This window comes from Roseateles sp. AC306 (assembly GCF_979253795.1).
Window position 1 is genome coordinate 1 of record NZ_CEEDEB010000136.1, and the last position, 240, is coordinate 240.

General features: G+C 51.2%; 1 protein-coding gene. It reads right to left on the minus strand.

Features of this window, described 5'->3' with window-relative positions:
• Positions 1 to 240 (minus strand): dihydroxy-acid dehydratase domain-containing protein (locus tag AC0IZJ_RS28715; RefSeq protein WP_471855682.1); only part of this gene is annotated, 240 nt, incomplete at both ends.

Below are 240 nucleotides of genomic sequence, written 5' to 3' on the forward strand. Positions count from 1 at the left end.
GATAGCGTCAATGTCATCCAGTGTGAAGTTCACATTACCTTCTTGTGCAGCGGCAAGAATATGCAGCACAGTGTTGGTGGATCCGCCCATGGCTATATCGAGGGTCATAGCGTTGCAGAATGCTTCGCGAGTGGCAATAGAGCGGGGGAGAACGGACTCGTCATTATCGTGGTAGTAGCGGTTGGCTAATTCCACAATGAGTTTTCCGGCGCGTTCAAAAAGCGCCTTGCGGGCTTTATG